Below are 23998 nucleotides of genomic sequence, written 5' to 3'. Positions count from 1 at the left end.
GTATCGCGCTTTAGTAGCCGGCGACCGCGAGCGCGACCACTGCACCCATGCCGACCCAGCCGAAATGGCGGCCGCGCATCGCGAAGGCGTTGGCGAGGGCCGCAAAGCCGAACACGATGGCGAGCGTGGCGACGATCCAGTGCCGCGCGAGGCTCGACTCCAGCCGGGGCGCAACCAGCAGCAGCACGCCGCCGCCGACCCATGCCACCGTGCCGGCCTGCCAGACCAGTCGGATCAGCGTGCGCAGGCGCGCCGGCTCGATGCTGGCGCGGGCGAAGACCTTGGTCTCGCCGAGCACGCCGTGGATGAGCGCCAGCACGATCGCGGCGAGGCCGGAACATTGCAGGAGGAGGTCGCGCATGGGGCATGCTCCATCCGTACAGTACTGTATGGATATATGCACCTGCTTGCCGGAAGCTGTCAATACATTAGTGTATGGCCGCCATCTGGAGCCCGGCATGACCGAACAACTTTCCGCCGACGCCTGGATCAAAGAGGGCCTGAAGGTGCTCGCCAAAAGCGGCTTCACGGCGCTGAAAGCCGATCCGCTGGCCAAGGCCATGGGCGTCTCGCGCGGCAGCTTCTATTGGCATTTCACCGACCTGGCCGCGTTCCACGCCGCCGTGCTGAAGCGCTGGCGCGAGATCGCGGCCGAGCAGATCATCGCCGACGTCGAAGCCGCCAGCGACGAACCGCTCAAGATGCTGCTGCGGAGATCGTTTGGCGCGCGGCTCGACCTCGAGCGCGCGGTGCGCAACTGGGCGGCGTTCGATGCGGCGGCGCAAGGGGCGGTGCGCGCAATCGACCGCCGCAGGCTCGACTACATCGAAGAGCTGCTGGGCAAGCGTGGGCTCACCCCGGCGACGGCGGAGGCGCGCGCGCAGATCCTGTACTGGACGTTTCTCGGCTTCGCCCTGTCAGGCCCGCCGGTGCCGGCCGCGCGGCTTCAGGCCCTGCTCGACGAGCTCCTGGCGATGGTCTCGGCTTAGGCCCGTGATGGGCGGGCGCGGATCTCTGTGCTAAAGTCTACCGACTGCCGGAGAATCCCATGAACGCACCCACCGAACGTGCCGAAGCCAGCGTCGATCCCAAATTGCTGGAGATTCTGGTCTGCCCGCTGACCAAGGGCCCCCTCGAGTTCGATGCCGCAAAGCAGGAACTGATCTCGCGCAGCGCCAAGCTCGCCTATCCCATTCGCGACGGCATTCCGATCATGCTGCCGGAAGAGGCGCGCAAGATCGATTGAGCTTGTAGTCCGGGCGGTTCTTCATCGTTTGGAACGGTGAGCGCGCCACACTCCCGGTGTCATCCCCGCGAACGCGGGGATCCATAACCACAGGAAGTGGTTGTAGGTCGAAGTGGCAACTCCGAATCTTCGCTAAATTCTTGCTGCGGCGTATGGGTCCCGGATCTGCGCGCGCTTAGGGCGCGCTTGTCCGGGACGACAGCCGAGTATGCGGTAAGATCACGCTTCTACAACGCCTCGCCCTTCAACAGCCGCGGCACTTCGCCGGTAAGCCCCGCGGCCTGGCGGATGAAGAGGTTCTTGAGCGGCGGGGCGCGGTCGACGAGGCCGAGGCCGATGTCGCGCACCGTGCGCAGCAGCGTCGACTGGTTGGAGAACAGGAAGTTCAGCGAGTTGGTGGCAACTCCCATCGCCATGGTGTCGAAGCGGCGCCAGCGCTGATAGCGCTCGAGCACGTCGGCGCCGCCGATATCCATGCCGAGCCGTGCGGCATCGACGACCACTTCCGCCAGCGCGGCGACATCCTTCAGGCCCATGTTGAGACCCTGGCCCGCGATCGGGTGGATGACGTGGGCGGCATCGCCCACCAGCGCGAGACGCTCGGCGATGAAGGACCGCGCAACGAAATAAGACAACGGAAACGCGCGCGGCTTGTCGAGTGCCTTCACCTCGCCGAGATGCAGGCCGAAGCGCTGCTCGAGCTCGCTGTGAAATTCCTCGTCACCGAGCGCGATGATGCGCGCGGCCTCAGCGCGGCGCTCGGTCCACACCAGCGACGAGCGCTTGCCCGACAGCGGCAGGATCGCGAAGGGTCCTGCGGGCAGGAAATGCTCTTCGGCGCGACCCTCGTGATCGCGCTCATGGCCGACGGTGACGACGATGCCGGACTGGTCGTACTCCCAGCCATGGGTGGCGATGCCGGCGCGCTCGCGCAGCTTCGACCTCGCGCCATCGGCGGCGACCAGCAGGCTCGCCGCGATGACGCTGCCATCGCCGAGCGTCACGTCGATGCCGTCGGAACGCGCGTCATAGGACGCCACGGTGGTCGCACGCAGATCGATGCCCTCGGCCTCCGCACGCACCACCAGCGCATCGATCAGGCCGCGGTTCTCGACCATGTGCGCGAAGGGCTCACCCGGCGCGACGTCGCCGGCGAAGTTGAGGAACACCGGGCGGGTGGCGTCCTCCAGCTTCGAATCCGTGACGACCATGTCGAGGATGGGCTGCGCCTCGCTCCTGACGGCGTCCCAGGCGCCGATCGTCTCGAACAGGCGGCGGCAGGCGGCCACGATCGCGGTGGCGCGGGGGTCGCGGCTCGGCCGCGTCCCGAGCGCGGGATCGGCGACGATGACGGGGATCTCGGGCCCGAGCCCCTGGCGCAGCGCCAGGGCCAGCGCAAGCCCTGCAAACGCGCCGCCACCGATGACAATGCTACCCTGTACCGACATACCAAGTTTCCCGGTCAATTCCCGGTCTTGCTAGCAGACTTGAGCTGGGCGAAACAGTGCGGTGAGACGAGGGCGGCCAGCCCCATTGTGTCATTCCGGGGCGCGACGAAGTCGCGAGCCCGGAATCCATAACCACGAGCGGGGGTTATGGATTCCGGGCCTGCGCCGTTCCGGCGCATCCCGGAATGACGACTTCAGAGAGTTGTGTTCATGTCCAAAGGCCTGATCGATCTGATCGCGATCCTCGACCTCGAGCAGCTCGAGGTGAACCTGTTCCGTGGCAACAGCCCGAAGACAAGCTGGCAGCGGGTGTTCGGCGGCCAGGTGATCGGGCAGGCGATGGTTGCCGCGTGCCGCACCGTCGAGGGCCGGCTGCCGCATTCGCTGCATTGCTATTTCATCCTGCCGGGCGATCCGCAGATCCCGATCATCTACCAGGTCGAACGCCTGCGCGACGGAAAGAGCTATTCGACCCGCCGCGTCACCGCGATCCAGCACGGCAACGCCATCTTCTCGATCATGGTGTCGTTCCACGCCGAGGAGGAGAGCGCGTTCGACCATCAGGACAAGATGCCCGACGTGCCGCCACCGGAGAAGCTCACGGCGGAGGAGGTCGCGAAGCAGCCGATGTTCAAGGAGATGCCGGAGTTCATCCGCCGCTACTATGAATCCGACCGGCCGATCGAGCTGCGCCCGGTCGAGCTCGGCCGCTATTTCGGCCAGAAGATCGACGACGGCCGCATTCACGTCTGGATCAGGACCGCGGCGAAGCTGGCCGACGATCCGGCGCTGCATATGTGCGCGCTCGCCTACGCCTCGGATTTCTCGCTGCTCGATGCGATCATGGCGCGCTACGGCCGCACGCTGTTCGACAAGCGCATGATGCCGGCGAGCCTCGACCACGCGATGTGGTTTCACCGCCCCTTCCGCGCCGATGAATGGCTGCTCTACGCGCAGGATTCGCCGAGCGCACAGGGCGGCCGCGGCCTGACCCGCGGCTCGATCTTCAAGCCCGACGGCACGCTGGTCGCCTCCGTCGCGCAGGAAGGCTCCGTGCGCGAGCGGAAGGCATAGCGCCACGATCGCGATGGATCGCGCCGGTGGCTGTCCGGGGTCATCCTCCGAACGAGCCGCGCGGAACGAGCTCGGTCTGCGACGCGAACCAGTTCATGATCCAGCGATAGACCCACGGAATCGGGATGATCAGGCTGCACAGGATCGCAGCGACGATGCCGCGCCAGAGGATGTCGAGACCACTCCCCTTGAACACGACCTCGCGCCGCGTGCCCTCGACGCTGCGGCAGAACCAGCGCATCTGGGCCGCGGCGACCCAGGCCCAGCCGATGATGGTGAGGATGGAGATCGCAAACAGCAGATTCCAGCCGATATAGGCCCAGATCGTGCCGCTGAAGCTCAGGCCGAGCGGCTGCCCGTTGGAGGCGAGGTTCGCGACCATCCATTTGATCAGGAGCCAGTAGAGAACGATCTGCGCGACGAACAGCAGGTTGCTCAGGATCTCGCTGCCGATGAAGCCGAGGGCGATCGCCAGAACGATGAAGCCGAAATACCAGGGCAGCAGCGTCATGGCGTCGCCGATGAAGCTTAGATTGGGCCGGCCCGGGACCTTCACGCAGGACACGATCCATTTCGTGTACCAGACGAACACCCACGGCGCGGGGATGACGAAGATCATTCCGATCAGCAGGACGATGCTGCGCCAGGTGAATTCCAGGATGCCGAAATCGATCGCCAGAGAGCCACTGCTGCCCGTGCCGGCATAGCCGCCGGAACCCATCATCGGCGGACCGCCGGCCGGCATCATCGGCGGGGCGCCGCCGCCGATCAGGCCCGGGACCTCGGCAGCCTTCTGCCAGCCCGCCATGCCCTCGGTCCATACCAGCGTATCCGGGCGGACGATGCCCTGGGCGATGAGATCGCGGAATTGGCCCTCCGGAAAAGGCCCCTGCTGCTTGCCTTCGGATGCGTAGAACCAACTCGCCATGAAGCGTCCCCAAAACTCTTTTGTACCGCCCGACCGCCGCGGGTTCACCGCATCCATGCCAAAAATGCATTGTGAATGATGAACAGTTGCCCTGTACAGAGGCGGCCGCTCCCATGACCGCCCTTGGCCAAACGTTTTTCCGCTTCAGTCTGCAACTTTTTTATGCCATTTGCCCGGAAAGATGCCAGATTGACGCTGCGCCGAGGACATACGGCGTAGCGCATCCCGGGGGAATAGGCCTGACCATGAAACTCGTCGTCGCGATCATCAAACCCTTCAAGCTCGATGAGGTCCGGCAGGCCCTGACCGCGATCGGCGTCCACGGCATGACCGTCACCGAGGTCAAGGGTTACGGCCGGCAGAAGGGCCACACCGAGATCTATCGCGGCGCCGAATATGTCGTGAACTTCCTGCCCAAGCTGCGCATCGAGATCGCGGTCCCTTCCGACGTTGCCGACAAGGCGGTCAGCGTGATCACCGCGACCGCGCGCACCGGGCAGATCGGCGACGGCAAGATCTTCGTCACGCCGATCGACCATGCGCTGCGCATCCGCACCGGCGAAACCGACAGCGACGCGCTCTAGGTTTCGGCTTGACTCGTTTTCTTGACGCGAGCCGGTATCCACTTCGCTCGAAAACGCTCTGATATATCTTCGATCGCACCGGGCAACGACGCCACAGCGTGCGACGCCAATTGATGCCGGGGGAAACGACATGGCGGGATTGTTGCGCCGCGCAGCGTACATGGCTGCGCCGATCGGGCTCGTGTCCGTGGTGGCCGTGCCGGCGCACGCCGCGCCCTCCGGGATCAACAGCGCCGACACGGCCTGGATGATCGTCGCCACCGCGCTGGTGCTGATGATGACGATCCCGGGGCTCGCGCTGTTCTATTCCGGCATGGTGCGCAAGAAGAACGTGCTCGCCACCATGGCGCAGAGCCTGGCCGCGGTGACGCTGGTCTCCATTCTCTGGGTGGCGTTCGGCTATTCGCTCTGCTTCGTCGGCGACGGGCCGTGGATCGGCACGCTCGACCGCTGGTTTCTCGCCGGCATGACCATGGACAGCGTCAACCCGGCGGCGAAGACCATCCCGGAATCGCTGTTCATGCTGTATCAGATGACGTTTGCGATCATCACGGTCGCCCTGGTCGCGGGCTCGGTCGCCGACCGCATGCGGTTCTCCGCCTATCTGCTGTTCTCCGTCGCCTGGTTCATCTTCGTCTACATCCCGCTGGCGCATTGGGTGTGGGGCGGCGGCTTCCTTGCCAGCATGGGCGTGCTGGATTTCGCCGGCGGCCTCGTGGTGCACCTGTCGGCCGGCACCGGGGGCCTCGTTGCGGCCAAGGTGATGGGGCGACGTCACGGCTACGGCACCGAGAATCTCTCGCCGTTCGATCTGTCGCTCGCGGTGATGGGCACCGGCCTGCTGTGGGTCGGCTGGTTCGGCTTCAATGGCGGCTCGGCGCTTTCGGCGAATTCACGCGCGGTGATGGCGATCATTGCAACCCATCTTGCCGCCTGCGCCGGCGCGCTGACATGGGCTGCGATCGAATGGTCGACACGGCGCAAGCCCTCCGTGCTCGGCATGATCTCCGGCGCGGTGGCCGGCCTCGGCACCATCACGCCGGCCTCGGGCTTCGTCGCGCCCTGGCACGGCATCGTCATCGGTATCGCCGCCGGGGTGGTCTGCTACTGGGCCTGTACCTGGCTGAAGCACCGCTTCAACTATGACGATTCGCTCGACGTGTTCGGCGTCCATGGCGTCGGCGGGCTGACCGGCACCTTGCTCGGCGGCGTGTTCGCGACCAGCGCCATCGGCGGCACCGCGGGCCTGCTGGAGGGCCATCCTCAGCAGATCCTGATTCAGTTCTACGGGGTCGCCGTCACCTTCGTCTGGTCGGGGGGCGTGAGCTTCATCCTGCTCAAGCTGGTCGGCCTGTTCGTGCCCTTGCGCGTATCCCGTGAGCAGGAGCTTGAGGGGCTGGATATTTCGCAGCACGGTGAAGCCCTGCAATAGGTGGACTTCACTACGAAATTACCTCCTTGCTGCCCGACGTGTGAGCAACATTGTGTCGGCAGTCTGTCCTGCCCTGGATTTGAGCAGGCATGACCACGTTTTAAGCGCGACGTAATAGCGCACTGCAGCACAATAGCCGTCGAACGCGAAAACACCCGCTTTCATAATCCGTTAGGCAACACGCCCGATCTGGCACGGCATTTGATTCTAGGGGTCCGGCTGTGCCCGCGTAGTGAATTTTCTCCCTCGTGGCGAACCAGTCGAGAAACGCCCGGCCACGTCCGGACCGGGCCCAAGCGGGGATAGGACCCATGAAAATTGTTATGGCGATTATTAAGCCATTCAAGCTGGAAGAAGTCCGTGACGCCCTGACCGCCATCGGCGTTCACGGTCTCACGGTGACGGAAGTCAAGGGGTATGGCCGCCAGAAGGGTCATACGGAAATCTATCGCGGCGCCGAATATGCCGTGAGCTTCCTGCCCAAGATCAAGATCGAGGTCGCTGTCGCCTCCGACCAGGTCGACAAGACCATCGACGCCATCACGTCCGCGGCGAAAACCGGACAGATCGGCGACGGCAAGATCTTCGTCATCAACCTCGACCATGCGGTGCGCATCCGCACCGGCGAGGCCGATGCCGCGGCCCTTTGATTTCGCGCTCAACCTTATCCAAGCAGGAGTAAATAATATGACGTTCAAGCGTCCCTATGGCGCGGGACTGGCGGCTCTCGCAGTCGGCCTGTTCGCTGCGACCGCAGCCTACGCCGAGCCAACGGTCAACAAGGGAGACAACGCCTGGATGATGACATCGACAGTGCTGGTGCTGTTGATGACGATCCCCGGCCTCGCGCTGTTCTACGGCGGTCTCGTCCGTTCCAAGAACATGCTCTCCGTCCTGATGCAGGTGTTCTACACCGTCTGCGTCGTCGTCGTGATCTACGCCGTGTACGGCTACAGCCTCTCCTTCACCGGCGGCTCCGACTTCATCGGCGGCTTCTCCAAGGCCTTCATGATGGGCGTCACCACCGAGACGCAGGCTGCGACCTTCTCCGTCGACGCCAACATCACGGAGCTCATCTATGTCTGCTTCCAGATGACCTTCGCGGCGATCACGCCCGCCCTCATCGTCGGCGCCTTCGCCGAGCGCATGAAGTTCGCGGCGATCGCGCTGTTCGTCCCGCTCTGGGTGACGCTGATCTACTTCCCGATCGCGCACATGGTCTGGTACTGGCAGGGTCCGGACCTGATCCAGGACGCGGCCAAGGCTCTCGCGGCGGCGGGTGACGCGGCGGCGAAGACCGCGGCGCAGGCCAAGCTCGACGAGCTCAATGCCGACGCCGGCTGGATCTTCAAGATGGGCGCGATCGACTTCGCGGGCGGCACCGTGGTGCACATCAACGCCGGCATCGCAGGTCTCGTCGGCGCTCTCCTGATCGGCAAGCGTGTCGGCTACGGCAAGGAGCTGATGGCTCCGCACTCGCTGACCATGTCGATGATCGGCGCCTCGCTGCTCTGGGTCGGCTGGTTCGGCTTCAACGCCGGCTCCAACCTGGAAGCCAGCGGCGGCGCTGCGCTCGCCATGACCAACTCCTTCGTCGCCACCGCAGCCGCCGCGCTGTCGTGGATGTTCGCGGAGTGGATCATCAAGGGCCATCCCTCGGTGCTCGGCGTGATCTCGGGCGCTGTCGCGGGCCTCGTGGCCGTCACCCCTGCAGCCGGCTTCTCCGGCATCATGGGCGCGATCGTCCTCGGCCTCATCGCCGGCGTGGTCTGCCTGTTCTTCTGCACCGTGGTGAAGAACGCGCTCGGCTACGATGACTCCCTCGACGTGTTCGGCGTGCACTGCATCGGCGGCATCGTCGGCGCCATCGGCACCGGCATCCTGGTCAACCCCGCGCTCGGCGGCGCCGGCATCGTCGACTACACGGCGATCCCGCCGAAGGTCGCCGATTACGAGTTCGCCACGCAGATGATCGCCCAGATCAAGGCCGTCTGCACCACGCTGGTGTGGTCGGGCGTCGGTTCGGCGATCCTCTACAAGGTCGTCGACGTGATCGTCGGCCTCCGCGCCAATGTCGAGAGCGAGCGTGAAGGCCTCGACATCACCGAGCACACCGAGCGCGCCTACAACATGTAAGTCTCCTCCCGGACGGGATCTCCCCGGAGACCCCGTCCACAACTCCGGTTCGGGCACATACCCGGCAATGCCCTGACCGTTGAGGGGCTCCAGCGCAAGCTGGAGCCCCTTTCTTTTTGGCCGGTTCCGCTTGCAGGTCAGGGCATGAAGCGCCCCACATACATTGTGATCCGGCCTCGATATTCCCGCTCTGGACGCAGGCGGCGGCCGATGGTTAATCGCGTCTTAACCTCGCCCTATCTATGGTGAACTGAACCGCTTCCCGCCGGTGCCTTCGCGCGACCGGCTGTTCCAAGAGTGCTGGCGCCCCGAATGGCTATGACCGCTTCATCCCGTGCGCCGCTGTCCGGTGGAAGCCCCGACAGCGACCGCTCGCCCTTCATCCGGCTGAACGAACTGCTGGCGTCGCATCAGCCGGGTAAGCCCTTGATCACGCTTGCAGTCGGCGAGCCCCAGCATCCCGTACCCGACTTCGTCGGCCCGGTCCTGGCGAGGCACATCGCCGATTTCGGCCGCTACCCGCTCGGCAAGGGCATCGAGCCGTTCCGCAAAGCCGCCGGCGCCTGGCTGTCGTCGCGGTTCAAGCTGCCGCGGCCGCTTGATCCCGAGAGCGAGATTCTCGTCCTCAATGGCAGCCGCGAAGGGCTGTTCTTTGCGGCGATCACCGCGGCGCGCTATGTCGGGCCGCGTCCCGGCAAGCCTGTGATTCTGATGCCGAACCCGTTTTATCCGGTTTATGGCGCCGGCACCCGCGCCGCGGCCTGCGAGCCGGTCTACCTGCCGACCACGGTCGAGAACGGCTTCCTGCCCGATCTCGATGCCATCGACGAGGCCACACTGGCGCGCACGGTGGCGTTCTATCTGGCTTCGCCGGCCAATCCACAAGGCTCGGTCGCCTCGCCCGATTATTTCAAACGCTTGAAGCAACTCGCCGACCGCTACGGCTTCGTGATCCTCAGCGACGAGTGCTATTCCGAGATCTACACCCGGCAGGCTCCTGGCAGCGTCCTGGAATGCGCCGGCCCCGACTTCACCCGCGTGGTCGCGTTCCAGTCGCTGTCGAAGCGATCCAACCTGCCGGGCATGCGCGTCGGCTTCGCCGCCGGCGACAAGAGGTTCATCGGCATGTTCCTGGAGCTGCGCAACGTTGCCGCGCCCCAGGTGCCGGTGCCGCTCCAGCACGTCGCGACCGTCGCCTATGGCGACGAAGCGCATGTCGAGGAGAACCGCAGGCTCTATCGCATCAAGTTCGATCTCGCCGACCAGATCATCGGCAATCGCTACGGCTATCGCCGGCCCGATGCCGGCTTCTGCGTCTGGCTCGACACGTCCGCCCTCGGCGACGACGTGTCGGTGACGCTGAGACTTTTCAAGGAAGCAGGTGTGCGCGTGGTGCCCGGCAGTTATCTGGCCCGGCTCCAGCCCGACGGCTTCAATCCCGGTGCCGGCTACATTCGCCTCGCACTGGTGCAGGATGGAGAGACCACGGCGCAGGCGCTGCACCGCCTGGTCGAGACTCTGGGTTAGGCGGGGCCCATGAGCATGTCGGCAATCGAACGTGTCATTCCGCTGGTGGGCCATCTGCCGCCATCGATCCGCGAGGGTCTGGCGCGGCGCATGCGCGAGCTCACCGGCCTCGGCCTGATCGCGCTGGCGGGCGTCGCCTCGGCCGCGCTGATGACGTGGTCGGTGCAGGATCCCAGCCTCAGCCACGCCACCTCGCGGCCGATCCGCAACGTTCTCGGCTATGCCGGCGCGATCGGTGCGGACCTCGCGATGCAGATCCTCGGGCTCGGCGCGATCATGCTGGTCCTGACGGTTGCGGTCTGGGGCTGGCGCATGATGACCCATCGCCCGTTCGACCGCGAAACATTGCGGCTCGGCTGCTGGATTCTCTGCACGGTGATCGCGGCGGGCTTCGTCAGCTGCTGGCCGCATGGCGGCGCATGGCCGCTGCCGACCGGCCTCGGCGGCGTGGTCGGCGACGCGCTGGTGCGTGCGCCGGCGGTGATCTTCGGACCGGCCGGCACGATCTACCGCATCGTGCTGGGCACGATCCTGTTCGCCGCGATGACCGTGACCTTCCTGATCGCCTGCGGCCTTGGCGCCCGCGAGCAGGATGACGAGCTTGCGGAAATCGAGGATGACGACAAGCCGCTCGACGAAGACGAGGAGAGCGATCGCGGCTCGGTGTCGCTGGGCTGGCTGTTCCACGCGCTGATGAGCAGCAAGGCGCGGCTGATCTGGCTGCTTGGCGCCGCCTACCGCTCGCTGGTCTCGAGCGGACCGAAGACCAAGGCCGCTGCATTCAGCCGCCAGGAGCCGAATCTGGGCGGCGGCCGCGCCGCGCCCCCGATCTCGCCGCAGTCCGAAGACGCGGACTACGAGGACGAGCACGAGGAAGAGGAAGACGAGGAGGAGGAAGAGGAACAGCCCGCCGCGCGCGCGCCGCGCAAGAAGGCTGCACCGAAGGCCGCGGCCAGGAAGTCCTCCGACAAGTTCGACCTTCCCTCCGTCTCGATGCTGGCCGCCCCGAAAGCCGGCGACCGCCAGCCGCTCAGCAAGGCCGAGCTGGAGACCAATTCCCGTTCACTCGAAGGCGTGCTGCAGGATTTCGGCGTGCGCGGCGAGATCGTGAAGGCCAATCCGGGTCCGGTCGTGACGCTCTACGAATTGGAGCCGGCACCCGGCATCAAGTCCTCGCGCGTGATCGGGCTTGCCGACGACATCGCCCGCTCGATGAGCGCGCTGTCCGCGCGTGTCGCGGTCGTGCCCGGCCGCAACGCCATCGGCATCGAATTGCCGAACGCGCATCGCGAGAAGGTCTATTTGCGCGAATTGCTGGTGGCGAAGGAGGCGACCGACACGGTGGCGAAGCTGCCGCTGTGCCTCGGCAAGACCATCGGCGGCGACCCCGTCATCATCGATCTCGCCCGTACGCCGCACATGCTGATCGCCGGTACCACCGGCTCGGGCAAATCGGTCGCGATCAACACCATGATCCTCAGCCTGGTCTACCGGCTGCGCCCGGACCAGTGCCGGCTGATCATGGTCGACCCGAAGATGCTCGAGCTCTCCGTCTATGACGGCATTCCCCATCTGCTCACGCCCGTCGTGACCGATCCGAAGAAGGCGGTGGTCGCGTTGAAATGGGCCGTGCGCGAGATGGAAGAGCGCTACAAGAACATGGCCAAGCTCGGCGTGCGCAACATCGACGGCTACAACACGCGCCTGCTCGAATTGAAGGCCAAGGGCGAGGAGCCGACGCGCACGGTGCATACCGGCTTCGACAAGGAAACCGGAAAGGCGATCTACGAGGAAGAGAAGCTCTCGCTCGACCCGCTGCCCTACATCGTCATCATCGTCGACGAAATGGCCGACCTGATGATGGTCGCCGGCAAGGACATCGAAGGCGCGGTGCAGCGTCTCGCGCAGATGGCGCGCGCCGCCGGCCTGCACGTGATCCTGGCCACGCAGCGCCCGTCGGTCGACGTCATCACCGGCACCATCAAGGCGAACTTTCCGACCCGCATCGCCTTTCAGGTCACCTCCAAGATCGACAGCCGCACCATCCTCGGCGAGATGGGCGCCGAGCAGCTGCTCGGCCAGGGCGACATGCTCTACATGGCCGGCGGCGGCCGCATCAGCCGCGTGCACGGACCTTTCGCTTCCGACGAGGAAGTCGAGAAGGTGGTGCGTCACCTCAAGACGCAGGGTCAGCCGGAATATCTCGAAGCCGTTACCGCCGAAGAGCCGGCCGAGGACGAGGACGGCGCCGTGTTCGACGCGACCGGCATGGGCGGGGATGGCGGCGGCGATCTATTCCAGCAGGCGGTTGCCATCGTCAAACGCGATCGCAAGGCCTCGACCAGCTATATCCAGCGCCGCCTGCAAATCGGCTATAATCGCGCCGCATCACTGATGGAGCGCATGGAACTGGAGGGCATCGTCGGCCCCGCCAACCACGCCGGCAAGCGCGAGATCCTGGTCGAGGAAGAAGACAGCCATATGTGAGGCGAAGGGCTCTGAACATCATCTCACGCAAAATCGATATCCGCTTTTGCCAGAAATCACGCTAAAAGGGCGCCCAGCCATACAGGACGACGTATTGATCAGACATCCGGACATTCGATTCGCCGCCACCATCGCCGCGCGAAGTGCGCGCGTGGCCGGCGTGCTTCTCGTCACCGCCGCGATGGTGACTGCGACGTCGTTCGCGGAGACCGTGCCCGTGCCGAAGCCTGCACCGAAGGGCCGCAGCGACGGCGGGCAGGCCGGTGGGCCCGCTGTGACCGGCGCGACGCAGGCGCCACCGAATCCGGTCATCCCGGATCCGCGGCGCAACGTGCCGACCAGCATCTTCCAGACCTTCGATGCCAACCAGAAAGCGCAGGCGGCCAAAGTCAGCGCCTATCTGTCGTCGCTTCAGACATTGGTTGGTAATTTCGTCCAGGTCGGCCCCGACGGCAGTAAGACACAGGGCGATTTCTACATCCAGAAGCCCGGCAAGGTGCGCTTCGAATATGACGCGCCGAGCCCGATCGACATCGTCGCCGACGGATCCTCGCTGGTGGTGCGCGACCGCAAGCTCGCGACCCAGGACATCTATCCGCTGTCGCAGACGCCGCTGCGCTTCCTGCTGTCCGACCGCATCGACCTGATGAAGGACACCAATGTCATTGGCGTCTCGGCCGACGACGTCTTCGTCAGCGTCACCATCGAGGAGAAGCAGGCGCTGGTCGGCACCAGCCGGCTGCTCCTGATGTTCGGCGCCAAGGACGGACAGCTCAAGCAGTGGACCGTCACCGACCCGCAGGGCTACGACACCACCATCGCGGTCTACAATCTGGATTCGAGCAAGAAGCTCGACCCCAACATGTTCAAGATCGATTTCACCAATTACGGCCCGTCACCGGGTTGAGATTGCATGGCCGCTCCAATCACCTCATGCCCGGGCTCGTCCCGGGCATCCGCGTTTCTGGGTCCGACAAAAAGACGTGGATGGCCGGGACAAGCCCGGCCATGACGGATGGAGTTTGTTAGATCGTCACCATGCGTCTTTCCCTGACAACCTGGAACATCAATTCGGTGCGGCTGCGCATCGACCTGGTCGCGAAATTCCTGAAGAGCGCGCGGCCGGAGGTGCTGTGCCTGCAGGAGACCAAGTGCATCGACGACGCCTTTCCGCTGAAGCGCTTCAAGCGGCTCGGCTACGAGCACGTCGCGCTGAACGGGCAGAAGGGCTATCACGGCGTCGCCATCGTCTCGAAGATTCCCTTCGAGTCCAAGGACATCCGCACCTTCTGCGACAAGGTGGATTCGCGCCACATCTCGGTGTCGTTCGGCGCGAAGGCGGGCATCGCAAAGCCTTTGGTGCTGCATAATTTCTACGTGCCCGCCGGCGGCGACATTCCCGATCCGGCGCTGAACGAGAAGTTCGACCACAAGCTTCGCTTCCTCGACGAGATGAAGGCGTGCGAGCCGCTGCATCCGCGCGGCGATGACCGCCACATCCTGGTCGGCGACCTCAACGTCGCCCCGCACGAGAACGACGTGTGGTCGCACAGGCAGCTTCTGAAAGTCGTCTCGCACACACCCGTCGAAACCGAGAAGCTGAAGGCGGCAATTGCCGCCGGCGAATGGATCGACGTCGCGCGCGAGCGCATCCCGATGTCGGAGAAGGTCTATACGTGGTGGAGCTATCGTTCCGCCGACTGGACCGTCGGCGATCGTGGCCGCCGGCTCGATCACATCTGGGTCTCGCGTGCGCTGAAGGACGCGGTCAGCGATTTCAAGATCCTGCGCGATGCGCGGAGCTGGGAGCGGCCGTCGGACCACGTGCCCGTCACGGTGACGCTGGAGGTCTAAAGCCCCCGTCCGTTCTCCGGGACGCGCGGAGCGGTTAAGACGTCAGCTTCGCGCCGGCCATCAGGATATCGCTGGCGATCTGGCTGGAGCGCACCGCGAATTCGTCGCGCAGGCGAACGGCGGCGGCGGGGTCGCTCTCCAGCACGCGCTGGAACAGGCTGCGTGCGACTCGGATGACGGAGGAATGCTCCAGCGCGATCGCACGCGATGGCCGCTTCATCGGCACCACCAGCGCGAGCTCGCCGATCAGCGCGCCCGGACCGGCGATCATTTCGGCGCCGGCGCCGTCTTCGACCCTGAAGGCGCCGCGCTGGACCACGAAGCCGGCATCGGCGGCGTCGCCGAGATCGAACAGGACGTCACCGCGGACGAAGTCACGTTGCTCGGAACCGATCGCCAGCATGCGCAACGAGGCGTCTCCCAACAGGCGCAGTGTCGGGACACGCTCGAGAAGCGCTACGTCGTCGTCGATTGACATTCCGGTCCGTGGCTCGAGGAACGCGCCAATTTACGACGAATCGCGCGTTTCCGGAACGTATCACGGCACCAGCTTGTAGCCACCGGCTTCGGTGACCAGGATCTCGGGGTTGGCGGCGTCCTTCTCGATCTTCTGGCGAAGCCGATAGATGTGGGTTTCCAGCGTGTGGGTGGTGACGCCGGAATTGTAGCCCCAGACCTCCTGGAGCAGGGTCTCGCGCGACACCGGCATCTGGCCGGCCCGGTAGAGGAAGCGCAGAATCGCGGTTTCCTTCTCGGTGAGGCGGACCTTGCGGGCGTTGGCCGCGGTCAGCATCTTCGAGCCGGGACGGAAGGAGTAGGGGCCGACCGAGAACACCGCGTCCTCGCTGGCTTCGTGCTGCCGGAGCTGGGCTCGGATGCGAGCCAGCAGTACGGCGAAGCGGAAGGGCTTTGCGACATAGTCGTTGGCGCCGGATTCCAGCCCAAGGATCGTGTCGGAATCGGTGTCGTGCCCGGTCAGCATGATGATCGGGGCCTTGAAACCGCCCTTGCGCAAGGAGCGGACTACCTCGCGGCCGTCGGTGTCGGGCAGGCCGACATCCATCAGGACCAGATCGGGGGAGTTGGCCTTGGCGGCGCTCGCGCCCTTGGCGCCGGTGTCGACCGCGGAGGCTTCGAATTCTTCGTGTAGCGATAATTGCTCCACCAACGTGTCGCGCAGATCGGTGTCGTCATCCACGATCAGGATCTTGCGGGCATTGGGCATGGGAGGTCATCCTTTTAGGGTCCGGCTCGGCGCGCATCCATGCCGCACCCAGCCGCGAGGGAAGTTTAGGGTCGCCGTTTTATTGTTGTTCGTGTTGAAGTAGTGGGCTGTTACCGATTCACAAGCCGCAAGCACTCTAGCCCAGAATAGCAGGGCGATTTGATGAATGTCCTGTAATGAATTCGACATTGCACGTTCACATGAAAAATACAGCAGCTTCAGTTGGTTACGCCAGGAATCGAAGAGCCGGGCCGCTGTCTGCGATCCGCGTTAAGGCTGCGGCCGGAAATCCGCGCCGGGGCTGGCTGTCGGCCGGAACGCTGACCATCCCGGTTGCGCTGGGGCGGGGCGGCATTCTCGCCAACAAGCGCGAGGGCGATGGCGGCACCCCCAGGGGCAGCTTCCGTCCCAGGCGGCTGTGGTGGCGGGGCGACCGGCACAGCCGCCCGCAGACGTTCTTGCCGGCCCGGATGATCACCGGCGCAGACGCCTGGTGCGAGGATCCACGGGACCGCCATTACAATCAGGGCATCCGGCTGGGCGAGGGGCAGGGCGGTGACCGGCTCAAGCGGGCCGACCACCTCTATGACTTCATCATCGAGATCGACCACAACACCAGACCGCGCATCGCCGGCCGCGGCAGTGCGGTGTTCCTGCACCTCGCCCGCGACAATTTCGGCCCGACTGCGGGCTGCGTCTCCATGACGAAGTCTGCGATGCTGCAATTGCTGCGGCGCTTGGGCCCGCGAACACGAATCATCATCGGGTGAGGGCGCATGCTCGACAAGGATCAGATCGCCGCCGCTTCGGCGCTTCCGGTTCAACACTGGCGCGACGGCACCAACGCCGCCGTCATTGCGAGCGCCACGTTTCGCGCTCGTGCCCCGGACGCAGCGCAGCGCTTCTTCAGCGGTGCGCTGCGGAGCCGGGGCCCATCTCGCCGCACTGTGCCGTGTCGCCCTGGGTCCCGGCTCTGCGCTGCAACGCTTTAAGCGTTGCAGCTTGTCCGGGACACGAGCGTAAGCGTCGGTCGTGCGCCTTGCGCCGTCAATAGCGGTTGCCAGGCACGCTCTCCGCTAACGGCTCTTACCGGTGCCCGAAGATCGCAGACCCCACGCGCACATGGGTGGCGCCCAGCATGATCGCGGTCGCGAAATCGGCGCTCATGCCCATCGATAGGTTCTTCAATCCGTTGCGCGCGGCGATCTTGGCGGTGAGGGCAAAATGCGCCGCCGGCGGTTCGTCGACCGGCGGGATGCACATCAGTCCGGAGATCGTGAGCCCATAGGTGTCGCGGCAGCTCGCGAGGAAGGCATCGGCCTCGCCGGGCGCGACGCCGGCCTTCTGCGGTTCCTCGCCGGTATTGATCTGGACGAAGAGCTGCGGGTGCTTGTTCTGGGATTCGATTTCCTTGGCTAATGCCTGGCAAATGCTCGGGCGATCGACCGAATGGATTGCGTCGAACAGCGCGACCGCCTCTTTCGCCTTGTTGGATTGCAGCGGCCCGATCAGGTGCAGCGCGATATCGGGGTAAACAGACGTTAAGGCCGGCCACTTGCTTTTGGCCTCCTGCACCCGATTCTCGCCGAATACCCGCTGTCCGGCGGCGATGACGGGGATAATTGCATCGGCGGCGAAAGTCTTGGATACCGCGATCAGCGTCACGGAGGCGCGGTCGCGCCGTGCGTCCTTGCAGGCGCGGGCAATTTCGGCTTCGACCGCGGCGAGCGCGTTTGGTGAATGGCCGGTTACCGGCGCGGCGATGGCTTCTGTCATGACGTCTCTTGGCCGGGATCGTAGCCCGAGTTAAGTCCAATTTTACCGAGTTCAAGAAACAGTTTTTGAACCCTTCGCTTTACCTTGGCCCATGGGGTGGGTAACGAAGATGGCAAGCGTCAGTCTCAACCGCAAACGCGCGAAACTCAAGCAGGTTCTGGGAATCCGGGCGCGGCTTGCGTTGCTTGCGGTCATTCTCGTGGCGCCGTTAATGCTCGAGCGCATCCGCTCGCTCGAAGACACGCGTGCGCGGCAGATCGCGCAGGCTGCGGCCGAGTTCACCACGGTGGCAAGGCACAGTGCCGATGCGCAGCGCGAGGTGATCTCGTCGGTCGAGACCATCCTGAAATCGGAAGCCTTCATCCGCGCCTCCGTCGGCGGCATCAGCAAGAGCTGCGACGTGCTGCGCGCAAGCCTGCCGTCGAGCCTTCCCTGGATCCGCACGCTTTTGATCGCCGGCCAGGACGGGCGCATCCAATGCGCCACCAACAACATGTATGTCGGGCTCGATCTCAGTGACCGGCCCTACTTCCAGCAGGCACAGCAAACCGGCCGCTTCGTTCTCAGCGACTTCATCCTGTCGCGGCCGGTGCTCTCGCCGACCGTGATGGCGGTTTATCCGGTCTCGGCCTTCAGCGGGGTGCCCGATGCCGTCGTGCTCGCCACCGTCAATCTCGACTGGATGTCGAAGGTCATGAGCAATCTGGGCGGCCGCGCCGGCATCACCGCGGTGCTGGTCGACAGCGCCGGCACCGTGCTGGCGGCGCCCGCCGATCAGCACAGCACGGTCGGCCGTCCCCTCGACAACATGCCGCTGATGTCCGCGATCGCGGACAAGGCACTGCGGTCCGACCAGGACGAGGGTTCACTGTCGTTCCTCGCAGCCGACGGCTCCCGCCGCGCGGTCAGCTATATCCGCATCGCCGGCACCAATGCCCGCCTGATCGCCAGCATCGATGAAGACAAGGTGTCAGCAGCGGTCAACCGCGACATCCGCACCGCCTATCTGCAGCTCGCTTTCGTCGTCGTGTTCGTCCTGCTCGGCGCGCTGATTGCCGCCGAGAAACTCGTCATCAAGCCGATCGAGATGCTGGCCGACATGGCCAAGCGTCTCGGTGAGGGCGACCTGTCGGCCCGCGCGGCACGCAATCGGCTGCCGGCCGAGTTCGTTCCGCTGGCCCGCGCCTTCAACGCGATGGCTGCGCAGCTGAGCCAGCGCGAGCGCGAGCTGGTAGCGAGCAACGACCGGCTGACGGTGATGGCCTCGATCGACATGCTGTCGGGGCTCGCCAACCGCCGCGGTTTCCAGAGCCGGCTCGATTTCGAATGGATGCGCGCACAGCAATATGGCAGCGACCTGGCGCTCCTGATGATCGACGTCGACCATTTCAAGCTGTTCAACGACACTTACGGCCATCTCGAAGGCGATTCCTGCCTGACTCGGCTCGGCGAATCGCTGTCCGGCATCGCCGCCGACACGATGGGCTTTGCGGCCCGCTATGGCGGCGAGGAATTCTGCCTCTTGCTGCCGAATACCGACGTGATGAGCGCCGCCGAAATCGGCGAACAGGTGCGGGCGGCCGTGCTGAGACTCTGCCTGCCGCACATCACCTCGAACCACATGATCGTCACGGTCTCGATCGGGGTTGCCGCGACAAAGCCGAACGAGTCTTTGCGTCCCGGCGACCTGATCGAAGCCGCCGACGCCGCGCTCTATGCCGCCAAGCACCGCGGCCGCAACAATGTCGTCGAGCACGGCGTGCAGGCGATCGAGACCGGCGCGGCTGACATGATGATGGTGGCCAGCGCCTAGCCCGCGGCCCCGGCCCGCTCGAGATCGATCTCCGTCACCACACGATTACGACCCCCGCTCTTGGCGAGATAGAGCGCGCGGTCGCAACGCTCGATCAGATCGGTGATCGCCTCGCCGGTCCGGTACTGCGCCACGCCGATCGACACGCTGATGCCGGGCAGGGTCTCGCCGGTCGAGCGGCGCGTGATCGTGGCTTCGGCGATCGCGCGCCTGATGCGTTCGGCGATCTCGGCGCAAGCGGCCAGATCGGCATCCGGCAGCACCGCCATCAGCTCCTCGCCGCCATAGCGGGCCGGCAGATCCTGCTCGCGAACTTTTTCGCGCAGCACCTTCGCCATCAGGCGCAGCACCTGGTCGCCGACGCCATGGCCGAAATTGTCGTTGAACGCCTTGAAGTAGTCGATATCGAGCATCAGCACGCTGAGCGGCTCGCCCCATTCCGCGGTCGTCTGCGCCTTGCGCAGGAATTCGTCGAGAGCCCGCCGGTTCGCCAGCCCCGTCAACATGTCGGTCCGGGCGCGCTGCTCGGACCGCGATAGCGAATCGCGGATCACGTCGAGCTCGCGGGTCTTTTCCGCAAAGCCTGCCTCCAGCCGCGTCGCCCTTGTGGCGGCCCGCGCCAGCTCGTTCATGAGCTGGGCCACCAGCAGCTTTGGATCGACGCCGGCCCTGCCTTGGTCGGCCACCTCGCTGATGACCTGCATCTGCGAATGATTGTCGGCGATTGCGGTCGCCAGAAATTCCTTCGCGGCTCCCATGAGCGCCTGCAGCCGCTCGGAGGTGTCGACCGCGACGGCGCTCGCCTGGGGCGCGACGTAGGTCTCGAACAGGTCCTGATTGGTTCGCGCATCGAAGGGACGATTGTGGTCGATCAGCAGATCGATCGCGTTGCGCAGATCGTCATGACTGCCTGCGAAATACTGGAACCAGACCGCGAAATTGGCCGGAGTCGGCGCAATGCGCTGATCGGCCATGCTCCGCATCGCCCGTCCGGCGATGGACGCGGCATAGTCGTAATCGGGATCGTCGAAGCTGGAATCCATCGCGGTCATGCGGCCTTGTCAGGCCGCAAATTGGCATCGACCCCTTAATCACACCCCAACGCGGGCCCTCGTAGTTATGCGGAGACGCGGCCGAAGTTCCAGAACGCGGCAACCCATTGACCCCCTGAGGTCTTCTATGGCCTAGTCCGCCGTCTTGAGACGGCCGAACCCACGAAAACCCAACGATTCCATGACCTCCGAACGCTATAACGCCCGCGACGCCGAACCGCGCTGGCAACGCCTCTGGGACGAGCAGGCGATCTTCGTCTCCAGGAACGACGATCCGCGGCCGAAATATTACGTGCTCGAGATGTTCCCCTACCCTTCCGGGCGCATCCATATCGGCCATGTCCGGAATTACACACTGGGTGACGTGCTGGCCCGCTTCATGCGCGCCAAGGGCTTCAACGTGCTGCATCCGATGGGCTGGGATGCCTTCGGCCTGCCGGCCGAGAACGCCGCGATCGAGCGCAAGGTCGCCCCGAAGGCCTGGACCTACGACAACATCGCCGCGATGAAGAAGCAGCTCCGCTCGATCGGGCTATCGCTGGACTGGAGCCGCGAGATCGCAACCTGCGATCCCAGCTATTACAAGCACCAGCAGAAGATGTTTCTGGACTTCCTGCGCGCAGGGCTTGCCGAGCGCGAGAAGCGCAAGGTGAACTGGGACCCCGTCGACATGACCGTGCTCGCCAACGAGCAGGTCATCGACGGCCGCGGCTGGCGTTCGGGCGCGGTCGTCGAGCAGCGCGAGATGAATCAGTGGGTCTTCAAGATCACGAAGTACTCGCAGGAGCTCTTGAGCGCGCTGGACGGGCTGGACCGCTGGCCCGACAAGGTGCGGCTGATGCAGCGCAACTGGATCGGCCGCTCGGAGGGCCTGCTGGTCCGCTTCGCGCTGGATCCGGCGACGACGCCGGCCGGCGAGAGCGAGCTGAAGATCTTCACGACGCGCCCCGACACGCTGTTCGGCGCGAAATTCATGGCGATCTCGGCAGATCATCCGCTGGCGCAGGCGGCAGCTGCGAAGAACCCTGGGCTTGCGGAGTTCATCGCGGAAATCAAAAAGATCGGCACCGCGCAGGAGATCATCGACACCGCTGAAAAGCAGGGTTTCGACACCGGAATCCGCGCGGTGCACCCGTTCGACCCCAGCTGGAAGCTGCCGGTCTATGTCGCGAACTTCGTGCTGATGGAATACGGCACCGGCGCCATCTTCGGCTGCCCGGCGCACGACCAGCGCGATCTCGACTTCGTCAACAAGTACAATCTCGGCAACACGCCCGTCGTGTGCCCGGAAGGCCAGGATCCCAAGACCTTCGTGATCACCGACACCGCCTATGACGGTGACGGCCGCATGATCAATTCGCGCTTCCTCGACGGCATGACCATCGAGCAGGCCAAGGAAGAGGTGGCGAAGCGTCTCGAGACCGAGCTGCGCGGCAACGCGCCGATCGGCGAGCGTCAGGTGAATTTCCGCCTGCGCGACTGGGGCATTTCGCGCCAGCGCTATTGGGGCTGCCCGATCCCCGTCATTCACTGTCCGAAATGCGATGTGGTGCCGGTGCCGGATGCGGACCTGCCGGTGAAACTGCCGGACGACGCCACCTTCGACAAGCCGGGCAACGCGCTGGATCATCATCCGACCTGGAAGCACGTCACCTGCCCGCAATGCGGCGGCAAGGCCCAGCGCGAAACAGACACCATGGACACGTTCGTGGATTCGTCCTGGTACTTTGCGCGCTTCACCGATCCCTGGAACGAGAACGCGCCGACGACGCCTGCGGTTGCCAACCGGATGCTGCCGGTCGACCAGTATATCGGCGGCGTCGAGCACGCGATCCTGCATCTGCTCTACAGCCGCTTCTTCACCCGCGCCATGAAGGCGACCGGGCACATTGCGCTGGACGAGCCGTTCGCCGGCATGTTCACGCAAGGCATGGTGGTGCACGAGACCTACCAGAAGGCAGACGGCACCTACGCGCAGCCGGCCGAGGTGAAGATCGAGGTCGGCGGCAACGGGCGCCGCGCGACGCTGCTGACAACAGGCGAGGACATCCAGATCGGCCCGATCGAGAAGATGTCGAAGTCGAAGAAGAACACGGTCGACCCCGACGACATCATCGAGACCTACGGCGCCGACGTGGCCCGCTGGTTCATGCTCTCGGACTCCCCGCCCGACCGCGACGTGATCTGGAGCGACGAGCGCGTCCAGGGCGCCTCGCGCTTCGTGCAGCGGCTGTGGCGGCTGGTGAACGATTCCGTCGAGCTCGGCAACGGCGCGCCGGCGGCCCGGCCGGCCAGCTTCGGCCCGGACGCGACCACCTTGCGCAAGGCCGCCCACGGCGCGCTGGACAAGGTCACCACCGGCATCGAGCGGCTGCACTTCAACGTCTGCCTCGCCCATATCCGCGAATTCACCAATACGTTCTCGGAGGTGCTGCAGCGCCCGGGCCAGCCCGCAGCCGACCTGGCGCCGGATCTGGCCTGGGCGATCCGGGAGGCCAGCCAGATCCTGGTGCAGCTGTTCTCTCCGATGATGCCGCATCTGGCCGAGGAGTGCTGGCGGGTTCTGGGCCAGAAGGGGCTGGTTTCGGAAGCCGATTGGCCCCAAATCGAACGCGATTTGCTGGTCGAAGACAGCGTGACCTTGGTGGTCCAGGTCAACGGCAAGAAGCGGGGTGAGGTCACAGTTGCAACAGCGGCTCAGAATCCGGAAATCGAGGCTGCCGTTTTGGCCCTCGATGCGGTAAAGCTGGCCTTGGACGGCAAGCCCGTCCGCAAGGTGATCATCGTTCCCAAGAGGATCGTGAATGTTGTCGGCTAGGATCCGTATCGCAGCCCGCTTGCTGGCAGTCGCTGCATTGGCGGCGCTGACGGCAGGCTGCTTCCAGCCGATGTATGCCGAGCGCACTGACGGCACCCCCGGTCTGCGCGAAAGGCTGATGGGCGTCGAGCTGCCCCCGATCAACAAGCCCAATGCTTCGCGCGAGGCCCGCGTCGGCGTCGAAATCCGTAACGCGCTGGCCTTCAAGCTTTACGGCACGGCGACGGGCATGCCGCCGACCCACCGGCTGGATATCCGCTTCACCACCAGCCGCTCCTCGCTGATCGTCAGCGCCACGACCGGCCTGCCGACCAGCGAAAATCTCGGCATCGACGCCCAGTACAATCTGATCGACGTCGCGACCGGCAAGTCTGTCATGACCGGCTCGACGTTCTCACGCGTGTCCTATGACATGCCGGGGTCCTACCAGCGCTTCTCGCGCACCCGCGCCGTGCGCGATGCCGAGGATCGCGCCGCCAACGAGATCGCCGAGAACATCTCCACCCGGCTCGCCTCGTTCTTCACCGCGGGGACGTAATTCGCTCCCGTCATTCCGGGGCGCCCAAAGGGCGAACTAAGGTGCGCAAGTGCGCACCCG

Annotated in this window: 22 protein-coding genes; 15 read left to right on the top strand and 7 right to left on the bottom strand. The window is 65.0% G+C overall.

Going from position 1 to position 23998, the window contains the following annotated elements:
• Positions 1 to 10: 10 nt before the first annotated feature.
• On the bottom strand, positions 11 to 361 hold the full coding sequence (locus EDE08_RS20470) for a hypothetical protein (protein WP_028177003.1): 351 nt from the start codon (positions 359 to 361) through the stop codon (positions 11 to 13).
• Between the two features lie 97 nt (positions 362 to 458).
• Between EDE08_RS20470 and EDE08_RS20465 the strand changes: the two genes are divergently transcribed.
• Together EDE08_RS20465 and EDE08_RS20460 are read left to right on the top strand one after the other, a co-directional pair.
• Entirely contained in the window at positions 459 to 989 is a 531-nt protein-coding gene (locus tag EDE08_RS20465) for a TetR/AcrR family transcriptional regulator (RefSeq protein WP_131870624.1), read from the top strand.
• A 59-nt stretch (positions 990 to 1048) separates the two neighbouring features.
• Positions 1049 to 1246, top strand: a complete 198-nt coding sequence (locus EDE08_RS20460; RefSeq protein WP_028177001.1) for a Trm112 family protein — start codon at positions 1049 to 1051, stop codon at positions 1244 to 1246.
• A 227-nt stretch (positions 1247 to 1473) separates the two neighbouring features.
• On the opposite strand, the gene EDE08_RS20455 is transcribed toward EDE08_RS20460, so the two are convergent.
• Positions 1474 to 2694: a ubiquinone biosynthesis hydroxylase gene (locus EDE08_RS20455; RefSeq protein WP_131870623.1), complete on the bottom strand. Its 1221-nt coding sequence runs from the start codon at positions 2692 to 2694 to the stop codon at positions 1474 to 1476.
• 210 nt (positions 2695 to 2904) lie between these two features.
• Here EDE08_RS20455 and tesB point away from each other — a divergent pair, with 210 nt between their 5' ends.
• Positions 2905 to 3768: an acyl-CoA thioesterase II gene (tesB, locus tag EDE08_RS20450; protein ID WP_131870622.1), complete on the top strand. Its 864-nt coding sequence runs from the start codon at positions 2905 to 2907 to the stop codon at positions 3766 to 3768.
• A 40-nt stretch (positions 3769 to 3808) separates the two neighbouring features.
• Here the strand turns inward: tesB and EDE08_RS20445 are convergent, their stop codons facing one another.
• A complete protein-coding gene (locus EDE08_RS20445) occupies positions 3809 to 4696 on the bottom strand; it encodes a DUF4339 domain-containing protein (RefSeq protein ID WP_131870621.1) in 888 nt (295 codons plus the stop codon).
• A 245-nt stretch (positions 4697 to 4941) separates the two neighbouring features.
• Here EDE08_RS20445 and EDE08_RS20440 point away from each other — a divergent pair, with 245 nt between their 5' ends.
• The 8 genes from EDE08_RS20440 (at position 4942) to EDE08_RS20405 (ending at position 14716) form a co-directional block, all read left to right on the top strand.
• Positions 4942 to 5280: a P-II family nitrogen regulator gene (locus EDE08_RS20440; protein WP_124161982.1), complete on the top strand. Its 339-nt coding sequence runs from the start codon at positions 4942 to 4944 to the stop codon at positions 5278 to 5280.
• Between the two features lie 130 nt (positions 5281 to 5410).
• Positions 5411 to 6712, top strand: a complete 1302-nt coding sequence (locus tag EDE08_RS20435) for an ammonium transporter (RefSeq protein ID WP_131870620.1) — start codon at positions 5411 to 5413, stop codon at positions 6710 to 6712.
• Between the two features lie 311 nt (positions 6713 to 7023).
• Complete coding sequence (locus EDE08_RS20430) at positions 7024 to 7362, top strand: P-II family nitrogen regulator (protein WP_008142813.1); 339 nt, start codon at positions 7024 to 7026, stop codon at positions 7360 to 7362.
• A gap of 37 nt (positions 7363 to 7399) precedes the next feature.
• A complete protein-coding gene (locus tag EDE08_RS20425) occupies positions 7400 to 8848 on the top strand; it encodes an ammonium transporter (RefSeq protein ID WP_131870619.1) in 1449 nt (482 codons plus the stop codon).
• Between the two features lie 312 nt (positions 8849 to 9160).
• A complete protein-coding gene (locus EDE08_RS20420; RefSeq protein ID WP_131870618.1) occupies positions 9161 to 10375 on the top strand; it encodes an aminotransferase class I/II-fold pyridoxal phosphate-dependent enzyme in 1215 nt (404 codons plus the stop codon).
• Between the two features lie 9 nt (positions 10376 to 10384).
• The gene (locus EDE08_RS20415; RefSeq protein WP_131870617.1) at positions 10385 to 12862 is read left to right on the top strand and encodes a DNA translocase FtsK; all 2478 of its coding nucleotides are present in this window, start codon (positions 10385 to 10387) and stop codon (positions 12860 to 12862) included.
• Positions 12863 to 13013: 151 nt separating this feature from the next.
• Positions 13014 to 13769 (top strand): outer membrane lipoprotein carrier protein LolA, encoded by a 756-nt coding sequence (locus EDE08_RS20410; RefSeq protein ID WP_131870691.1) that lies wholly within the window; start codon positions 13014 to 13016, stop codon positions 13767 to 13769.
• 131 nt (positions 13770 to 13900) lie between these two features.
• The gene (locus EDE08_RS20405; RefSeq protein WP_131870616.1) at positions 13901 to 14716 is read left to right on the top strand and encodes an exodeoxyribonuclease III; all 816 of its coding nucleotides are present in this window, start codon (positions 13901 to 13903) and stop codon (positions 14714 to 14716) included.
• A gap of 34 nt (positions 14717 to 14750) precedes the next feature.
• Here EDE08_RS20405 and EDE08_RS20400 read toward each other — a convergent pair whose 3' ends face one another.
• Together EDE08_RS20400 and EDE08_RS20395 are read right to left on the bottom strand one after the other, a co-directional pair.
• Positions 14751 to 15194 (bottom strand): Crp/Fnr family transcriptional regulator, encoded by a 444-nt coding sequence (locus EDE08_RS20400; RefSeq protein ID WP_028181423.1) that lies wholly within the window; start codon positions 15192 to 15194, stop codon positions 14751 to 14753.
• Between the two features lie 60 nt (positions 15195 to 15254).
• Positions 15255 to 15941 carry a response regulator transcription factor gene (locus tag EDE08_RS20395; RefSeq protein WP_024338712.1) on the bottom strand — a complete coding sequence of 229 codons (687 nt, stop codon included), beginning with the start codon at positions 15939 to 15941 and terminating at the stop codon, positions 15255 to 15257.
• A gap of 200 nt (positions 15942 to 16141) precedes the next feature.
• Here EDE08_RS20395 and EDE08_RS20390 point away from each other — a divergent pair, with 200 nt between their 5' ends.
• A complete protein-coding gene (locus EDE08_RS20390) occupies positions 16142 to 16711 on the top strand; it encodes a L,D-transpeptidase family protein (protein ID WP_165936056.1) in 570 nt (189 codons plus the stop codon).
• Positions 16712 to 17027: 316 nt separating this feature from the next.
• Here EDE08_RS20390 and EDE08_RS20385 read toward each other — a convergent pair whose 3' ends face one another.
• The gene (locus EDE08_RS20385) at positions 17028 to 17717 is read right to left on the bottom strand and encodes a YggS family pyridoxal phosphate-dependent enzyme (RefSeq protein ID WP_131870614.1); all 690 of its coding nucleotides are present in this window, start codon (positions 17715 to 17717) and stop codon (positions 17028 to 17030) included.
• A gap of 109 nt (positions 17718 to 17826) precedes the next feature.
• Between EDE08_RS20385 and EDE08_RS20380 the strand changes: the two genes are divergently transcribed.
• A complete protein-coding gene (locus EDE08_RS20380) occupies positions 17827 to 19530 on the top strand; it encodes a diguanylate cyclase domain-containing protein (RefSeq protein ID WP_165936055.1) in 1704 nt (567 codons plus the stop codon).
• Here EDE08_RS20380 and EDE08_RS20375 read toward each other — a convergent pair.
• Positions 19527 to 20573, bottom strand: a complete 1047-nt coding sequence (locus EDE08_RS20375) for a GGDEF domain-containing protein (protein ID WP_207913051.1) — start codon at positions 20571 to 20573, stop codon at positions 19527 to 19529. The two genes, EDE08_RS20380 and EDE08_RS20375, sit on opposite strands and share 4 nt — an antisense overlap.
• 190 nt (positions 20574 to 20763) lie before the next feature.
• Between EDE08_RS20375 and leuS the strand changes: the two genes are divergently transcribed.
• Positions 20764 to 23400, top strand: coding sequence for a leucine--tRNA ligase (gene leuS, locus EDE08_RS20370; protein WP_131870612.1), 2637 nt, complete (start codon positions 20764 to 20766; stop codon positions 23398 to 23400).
• On the top strand, positions 23387 to 23938 hold the full coding sequence (gene lptE, locus EDE08_RS20365) for an LPS assembly lipoprotein LptE (RefSeq protein ID WP_131870611.1): 552 nt from the start codon (positions 23387 to 23389) through the stop codon (positions 23936 to 23938). The genes leuS and lptE overlap by 14 nt, the downstream gene beginning before the upstream one ends.
• The last annotated feature ends 60 nt before the right edge of the window (positions 23939 to 23998 follow it).

This window comes from Bradyrhizobium sp. R2.2-H (assembly GCF_004346455.1).
Lineage (GTDB): Bacteria > Pseudomonadota > Alphaproteobacteria > Rhizobiales > Xanthobacteraceae > Bradyrhizobium > Bradyrhizobium diversitatis.
This window is presented reverse-complemented; position numbering and strand designations above follow the sequence as displayed.